This window comes from Flavobacterium aureirubrum (genome assembly GCF_038739835.1).
GTDB lineage: Bacteria > Bacteroidota > Bacteroidia > Flavobacteriales > Flavobacteriaceae > Flavobacterium > Flavobacterium aureirubrum.
In genome coordinates, this window is the sequence record NZ_JBCGDO010000089.1 from 1 (window position 1) to 533 (window position 533).

1 protein-coding gene is annotated in these 533 nt (G+C 49.2%); it reads left to right on the plus strand.

Going from position 1 to position 533, the window contains the following annotated elements:
• Positions 1-8: 8 nt before the first annotated feature.
• The coding region (locus WFZ85_RS16560) for an RCC1 domain-containing protein (RefSeq protein WP_461782272.1) at positions 9-533 on the plus strand (525 nt) is incomplete at its 3' end.

A 533-nucleotide genomic window follows, 5' to 3' on the forward strand; every position in this document is an offset into this window, starting at 1 on the left:
AGTACCAAATGGGGAACAACACCTGCTGTGCCAATCAGTTGACCCCCATTCAAATAGGCACCGACAGCGATTGGAAACAAGTGAGCGCTTGCTCCACTACATCTGCGGTTCTTGCACTGAAAAATAATGGTACCCTCTGGGGATGGGGTACTAATATCACTGGTCTTATAGGTCCTTCTAACCTGACGGTACGAACCGTACCTACGCAACTGAGTAATGATACCGATTGGGCTTTTTTAGATACCGGCTCCTCTCATGCGCTGGCGCTAAAAAACAATGGTACCCTATGGGCGTGGGGTGCTGGTGACGACGGACAAACAGGGGATACACTCCCCGAAATGTTTTTTAGAGATACCCCTGTACAGATAGGAACCGATACTTGGCTGACGGTGAGTGCTGGTTTCGACAGCTCTTATGGCATTAAAAGTAATGGTACACTCTGGGCATGGGGTCGCAATGATAAAAGCCAGTTGGGCGATGGCACCACCATCAATCGAAGACAACCCATACAAATAGGCACCGATACTGACTGG